The 6771-nt window shown below is 74.8% G+C and carries 5 protein-coding genes and 1 pseudogene; 5 read left to right on the top strand and 1 reads right to left on the bottom strand.

Annotated features, from left to right (window positions below; all coding sequences use genetic code 11):
* Window positions 1-140: 140 nt before the first annotated feature.
* Window positions 141-1547, top strand: coding sequence for a PepSY domain-containing protein (locus tag NH602_RS26525; protein ID WP_253069208.1), 1407 nt, complete (start codon window positions 141-143; stop codon window positions 1545-1547).
* Between the two features lie 79 nt (window positions 1548-1626).
* Window positions 1627-2520: an oxidoreductase gene (locus tag NH602_RS26520; RefSeq protein ID WP_100879880.1), complete on the top strand. Its 894-nt coding sequence runs from the start codon at window positions 1627-1629 to the stop codon at window positions 2518-2520.
* A gap of 54 nt (window positions 2521-2574) precedes the next feature.
* Here the strand turns inward: NH602_RS26520 and mftD are convergent, their stop codons facing one another.
* Entirely contained in the window at window positions 2575-3792 is a 1218-nt protein-coding gene (mftD, locus tag NH602_RS26515) for a pre-mycofactocin synthase MftD (protein WP_062400817.1), read from the bottom strand.
* Between the two features lie 585 nt (window positions 3793-4377).
* Between mftD and NH602_RS26510 the strand changes: the two genes are divergently transcribed.
* From NH602_RS26510 to NH602_RS26500, 3 genes and pseudogenes are all read left to right on the top strand, one after another.
* A complete protein-coding gene (locus NH602_RS26510) occupies window positions 4378-5259 on the top strand; it encodes a LytTR family DNA-binding domain-containing protein (RefSeq protein ID WP_208623195.1) in 882 nt (293 codons plus the stop codon).
* A gap of 104 nt (window positions 5260-5363) precedes the next feature.
* Window positions 5364-6368: a hypothetical protein gene (locus tag NH602_RS26505; protein WP_253069207.1), complete on the top strand. Its 1005-nt coding sequence runs from the start codon at window positions 5364-5366 to the stop codon at window positions 6366-6368.
* 189 nt (window positions 6369-6557) lie between these two features.
* Window positions 6558-6771 (top strand): annotated as a pseudogene (locus NH602_RS26500) (hypothetical protein); the annotation flags it as partial.

Below are 6771 nucleotides of genomic sequence, written 5' to 3'. Positions count from 1 at the left end.
GGGGCGGCCACGGCGCTCGCCGAGCGGACCGGGGCCCCTGCGCGGACGGCGGGCCGGCTGGGCGCGCGCTCCGACGCCGCCTGCCACGCAGCCATGAGCGTCGGCATGGTCGTCATGCTCGCGGCGATGGTGGCGGGCTGGTGAGCGTCGGCCTCGACACCCGGCCCGGGGCGCCCGTCCCGCCGCCGGAGCGGCCCCCGCTGTTCCGGGGCCTGAAGGGACTCGTCACCCGGATCCACTTCTACGCGGGCCTGTTCGTCGGCCCGTTCCTGCTGGTCGCGGCGCTGACGGGGCTGCTCTACACGCTGTCGCCACCGATCGAGCGCTGGATGTACGCGGACGCGCTGACCGCCCCGGTCAGTGGCCCGGAGCTCCCGCTGTCCCGGCAGGTCGAGGCGGCCGTCGCGACCCAGCCCGGCCTGCCCGTCACCGAGATCCGGCCGTCGCGCGAGCCCGGCGCGACGACCCGGGTGTCGTTCGACGCCGACCTGCCTGAGAGCTACAGCCGCACCGTGTTCGTCGATCCGTACACCGCGCAGGTGCGGGCCACCCTCGACACCTACGCCGAGTGGCTCCCGGCCCGCGGCGTGATCGACAATCTGCACCGCTCACTGCTGCTGGGCGCCCCCGGACAGGTCTACACCGAGCTCGCGGCGTCCTGGCTGGCCGTGCTCACCCTGTCCGGCCTCGTGGTGCAGGTGACCCGCCGGGTACGACGACGCCGGGAGCGGCTGCTGCCGCGGACCGGCGGGTCGTCGCGGTCGCGACTGCGGTCCTGGCACGGCGCGGTGGGCGTCTGGGCCTCGGTCGGGTTCCTGTTCCTCGCCGCGACCGGCCTGACCTGGTCGCAGTTCGCCGGGGCCAACGTGGGCGCGCTGCGCACCGCCCTGGACTGGACGACGCCGTCGGTCAGCAGCACGCTGCCCGCCGCCGGTGGTGACGCGGCCGCGCCCGTGACGGGTGCCGCGACGGCACCGGTGGCCCCGCGGGCGGTCCCGGCCGTCGCCCAGCGGGTCCTGGACGCCGCGCGCGCCGACGGCCTCTCGGGACCGGTCGAGCTCACCCCGGGCGAGCCCGGCGAGGCCTGGACGGTCCAGCAGACGGTGCGCAGCTGGCCGTCGCAGCAGGACTCGGTCGCCGTGGCCCCGGCGACCGGGACGATCACCGACCGGCTCGCCTTCGCGGACTGGCCGGTCGCGGCGAAGCTCGCCCGCTGGGGCATCGACGCGCACATGGGCCTGCTGTTCGGCACCGTCAACCTGGTCGCGCTCGCCGCACTCGCGTCGGCCGTGGTCGTGCTGGTCGTGTGGGGCTACCGGATGTGGTGGCTGCGCAGGCCGACCCGGCCGGACGGGTCGCGCGGACTCGCCGGGCCGCCCGGGTCCCGGGAACGGCCCTCCCCCGCCGCGGTGGCGCTGGTCGGGCTGGCCGCGGTGGCGGCCGGGCTGGTGCTGCCGGTGCTGGGGGTCTCGCTGATCCTGTTCCTGCTCGTCGACGCCCTGGTCGCGGCCCGGCGGGACCGGCAGACCGGCGAGCCGGCGGGCTGACCCGTCCGGGGCGCGGGCGCGCAAGGCCCCGCGCGAGCGGGTAGACCTGGGGTCCCGTTCCCCGCGAAGGAGTCCTCCCGTGTTCCGGACCTCACCCGCCCCCTGGACGACGGCGGACATCCCGCCCCAGCAGGGCAGGACCGTGATCGTCACCGGCGCCACCAGTGGCCTCGGGCTGGAGACCACCCGGGCCCTGGTGCACGCCGGTGCGCGTGTCGTGCTGGCCGTACGGGACACCCTCCGCGGCGAGGAGATCGCCTCCGAGCTCGGTGGCGCGGTGTCGGTACGCCGGCTCGACCTGGCCGACCTCACCTCGGTCCGCGAGTTCGCCGCCGGGTTCGAGGGCACCGCCGACGTGCTGATCAACAACGCCGGCCTGATGGCGGTGCCGTTCTCCCGCACCGCGGACGGATTCGAGACCCAGCTCGGGGTCAACTTCCTCGGCCACTTCGCGCTGACCGGTCTGCTGGCCGACCGGATCACCGACCGCGTGGTGACGCTGTCCAGCGTGGCCCACCGGATGGGCCGGATCGGCATCGACGACCTGAATTTCGAGCGCCGCCGCTACGAGCGCTGGACTGCCTACGGCCAGTCCAAGCTCGCCTGCCTGATGTTCGCCTACGAGCTGGAACACCGGTTCGTGGCGGCCGGGTCGCGGCTGCGGTCGATGGCCGCGCACCCCGGGTACGCGGCGACGAACCTGCAGTCGCGCACCGAGTCCGTCCAGGACGCGCTGATGGGCGTGCTCAACAAGGTGGTCGCCCAGTCCGCGGCGGCCGGGGCGCTGCCGACGCTGTTCGCCGCGACCGTCCCGGACCTGCCCGGCGGGGCCTACATCGGACCGGACGGCATCGGCGAGGCCCGTGGCAACCCGCGTCCGGTCGGGTCCACGGCGGCCTCGCACGACCGACGGATGCAGCGGGCGCTCTGGGAGCGCGCCGAGGAGCTGACCCGGGTCACGTACCCGTTGTGAGCGGACGGTGGTGCGGGGGCCCGGTCGCGCCGGGCCCCCGCACCACCGGGTGTCTCAGAGCTTCGAGACGCGGGTGAAGTTCTCCGGGACGATCAGGTCGTCGCGGGAGAGCTCGTGGATCGACTTCTTGCCCAGGCCCAGCAGCGCCTCGTCGATCCCCTTGTAGAGGATCGACAGGACGTTGGTGACCCCGCGCTCGCCCTGCGCGGCCATCCCCCACAGATACGCGCGGCCGATCAGGACCGCGCGGGCACCGAGCGCGAGCGCCTTGACGACGTCGGCACCGCGGCGGATGCCGCCGTCCATCACGACCTCGACCTGGTCCCCGACGGCGTCGACGATCGCGGGCAGCGCCCGGATCGCGGCCGGGGTGCCGTCGAGGTTGTTGCCGCCGTGGTTGGACACCGAGACCGCGGTGGCGCCCGCGTCGACGGCGCGACGGGCGTCGTCGGGGTGCATGATGCCCTTGATCATGAACGGGCCGCCCCACTTCTCGCGGAGCCAGGCGATGTCGTCCCAGGTCGGCAGCGGGGTGGTCCACCAGACGCCGTAGGCGCCGAAGAAGGTGGGGGCGTCGCCGCCGCCGGGGGGCGCCATGTTCGGGGCCTTGAGGTCCGGGATCCTCCCGGACTTCGCCCAGTCCAGCACGTAGCGCGGCTTGGTGATCATCTCGGGCGCGAACTGCAGCGCGGCCTTGACGTCGACCTTCTCGGGGATGGGCGGGCTGCCCCAGTCGCGGCGGGTGGCGAAGGTCCAGTCCAGGGTCACGATGAGGCCCTTGGCGCCCGCCCGCTTCGCACGCAGGGCGCGCTCGAGGATGTCCTCCTTCGACCCGGCCCAGTAGACCTGGAAGAAGACCTTGTCGTGGACCGCGCAGACGTCCTCGACCGAGCGGGACGCGAACGACGACAGGCCCATCGCCGTCGACACGGTCTGCTCGGGGTTCAGCGGGTTCTGGATGTTGGAGCTGTGCGCGGCGCGCGCGACCGCGACCTCGCCCTCCGGGTCGACGGCCTGCACACCGGTCGGGGAGATCATGACCGGGAAGTCGATGTCGACGCCCATCACCGAGGTCTTCTGCTCCCGCTGCGGCGGCAGCCCCGCGATGTGCGGGCGGAAACCGAGCTCGTCGAAGGCGGCGACGTTGTCCGCCAGGGTGATCCCCTGCTCCGCGCCGGCGACCAGCGCGTAGTAGACCGACTTCGGCAGGCGCTTGCGCGCCCGTCGCTGCGCCTCCGCGACCGTCTCGAACCAGTCCTTCGTGCTCGCCATGCCTGCCCCTTCGCAGTCGGAGGTGTGCGCCCGGCCACCGTCGGTCGCGGCCGGCCCGACACGCCGACCGGATACGAGACGGTCCCACGTGGCGGGTCTCACGGCACGGTAGCGTTTCGGCACCGAGTGCCACAATGACACCCGCCCGCAGCCCGTCCGATCGGCGGGGGAACGACCCTCCGCCCGACCAGCCACGACGCCGTCCCACGCCCGGAGAACGGACCGCGTCCACGACCGGCTGCCACGACTCGTGACGCTCCGCGGTCGGGCCCACTCCGAAGGCCCACCCCGGATCGTGTGGGACGGGAGGCCGGACCGGCCGTCGGTGACGCTCCGCTGTCTCGATACGGTGTGCCCGCAGTCACCGGTCAGCGGGCGGTGTGCCCGCGGCAAGGAGGAGCCGTGTACAGCCACGCGCGGGGTGGGCACGCTTCGGGCGCGACGCCCGCCGGCCCGGTCGGCCACGTGCTGCAACCCGGGTACGGCGCCGCGAGCAACCACCGGCCCATCGGGGTCCCGGGACAGCTCCGCGCCCCGGAGCCGCCGCAACCACCGCCTGCCGCCCCGGCGGGGACACGGCTCACCGTGCTCGCCGTCGACGACGAGGAACCGGCCCTGCTCGAGCTGGCGCACCTGCTCGGCGAGGACCAGCGGGTCGCGACCGTGCTGACCGCGCCGGACGCCACCGAGGCGCTGCGCATCCTGCACGGCTCGCAGGCCGACGCGAACACCCCGACCGTCGACGTGGTGTTCCTCGACATCCGGATGCCCGGCCTCGACGGCCTGGAGCTCGCCCGGGTGCTGAACGCGATGGCCGACCCGCCGCCGGTGGTGTTCGTGACCGCCCACGACGACCGCGCCGTCGACGCCTACGAGGTCGGCGCCGTCGACTACCTGCTCAAGCCGCTGCGCACCGAGCGCCTGTCCGGCTCGCTGGACCGCACCATGGCGCTGCGCGCGGCCCGCCGGACCGAGAGCGGCCCGCCGCCGGCACCGCCGCGCCACGGCGTCGAGCAGGGCGGCAGGCCCGATCCCGCGGCCGCCCGCCGGGGCGCCCCCGCCGCGACCACCGACGACGAGGTGGTGCCGGTCGAGCTGGCCGGCACCACGAAACTCGTCCCCCGCTCCTCGATCCGGTTCGTCGAGGCCCAGGGCGACTACGCCCGGCTGCACACCAGCGAGGGCAGCCACCTGGTCCGGATCCCGGTCTCGGTGCTGGAGGACCGCTGGGGCGAGGCCGGGTTCGTGCGGATCCACCGCGCCTACCTGGTGTCGCTGCCGCTCATCACCGAGCTGCGCATGTCCGGGTCGGGGTACGTGGTCCGCCTCGGCAACGGGCCGGGTGCGGTCGAGCTGCCCGTCAGCCGGCGGCACACCGCGGGCCTCAAGCGGATCCTGCGCGGACGTCCGCCGCGTCCGCACCGTGGGCCGGAGGACGGCCCGGACGGACCCGTCGTCCCGCGCTGACGCGGGGTCGCCGACCGCGGCGGGTCACGGCTCGTCGCGTGGCCGACACGCCCGGTCACCTTCGGTTCTGCCGTGCGCGATCCTGTCGCCTAGCCTGGTGACCGGTGTCCATCTCGGGTGAGTCCTCGCACGTCCTGTCCGTCACCAACCGTCGTCGCCGCGCGCGTCCGCCTGCGCTGCTCGTGGCGCTCCTGACCGCGTGCGCACTGGTCGCGGGCTGCTCCGCGAGCGCCGCCGCCCCCGCCCCGGCTCCGGCCGCCCCGCCGTCCCCCGCGCAACCGGCGCCCACCTCCGCCGCGCCCGCGGTACCGGGGCTTCCCGGGGGTGGCACCGAGGTCTTCCCGGGCCGCCGGATGGCAGCGCTCTACGGCCACCCGGGCACCCCGTCGATGGGTGTCCTCGGCGAGCAGGACCTGCCGCGCTCGATCGCCCGCGCGAAGGACCTCGCCGCCGACTTCCAGCCGCTCGTGCGCGAGCCCGTCGTGCCGGCGTTCGAGATCATCACGACGGTCGCCGACCGCGCCCCCGGCCCGGACGGCGACTACTCGGCGGAGATGAGCGTCGACGAGCTGCGGCCGTGGGTCGAGCAGGCCGGGAAGGCCGGCGTCTACGTGGTGCTGGACCTGCAGCCCGGGACCACCGACTTCCTGACCCAGGCCAAGCGCTACGCCGAGCTGCTCGCGCAGCCGCACGTCGGACTCGCGCTCGACCCCGAGTGGCGACTGGAGCCGGGCCGGCGCCACGGCGTGCAGGTCGGCTCGGTGACCGCGGCCGAGATCAACCGGACCTCGGAGTGGCTGGCCGGGCTGGTGCGCGAGAAGAAGCTGCCGCAGAAGGTGTTCCTCATCCACCAGTTCCGGGTCTCGATGATCTCCGACCGGCAGACCGTGGTCACCTCCCACCGCGAGCTCGCGACCGTGCTGCACGCCGACGGCTACGGCACCCGCCAGGAGAAGACCGAGACCTGGAACGCACTGCACGCCGCACCCCGTCCGCCGGGTCTGTGGTGGGGCTGGAAGAACTTCATCGACGAGGACGAGCCGACCTTCACCCCGCGCGAGACCTACGCCGTCCGGCCCGAGTCACCCGTCTTCGTGTCGTACCAGTGACGGGTATGTCCGCCCTGCCCGGCGCCACCCACCGGGGTGGGTGGCCGCTCACCGAGATCGTGATCACGGCAAGTACCCTCACCGGGACCCGAGCGCCGTCGTCGCCGCCGGGTGCGCAGGCACGTGCCGCGGCTCCTCCGCGCGGCACGGCCGCCCCGCCCGTGCCGACCAGTGAAGGGGGTGCCCCGGGTGGACGAACGACCGCAGGAGGGCTCCCGCCCGACCGGTCCGGACCGGCCACGACGACCCGGCCCTCCCGAGCGCGCCCGCCGCGACGACCGCCCGCACCTGCGGGACGAGGCCCGGCGCGGCACCCCGCCCCGGGACCTCGGTGAGACCCCGCCGCCGAACGACCGTCGCGACACCCCGCCGCCCGCCCGTGGCGGTGCCACACCACCGCCCG

This window comes from Pseudonocardia sp. McavD-2-B (assembly GCF_024124365.1).
Classification (GTDB): domain Bacteria; phylum Actinomycetota; class Actinomycetes; order Mycobacteriales; family Pseudonocardiaceae; genus Pseudonocardia; species Pseudonocardia alni.
This window is presented reverse-complemented; position numbering and strand designations above follow the sequence as displayed.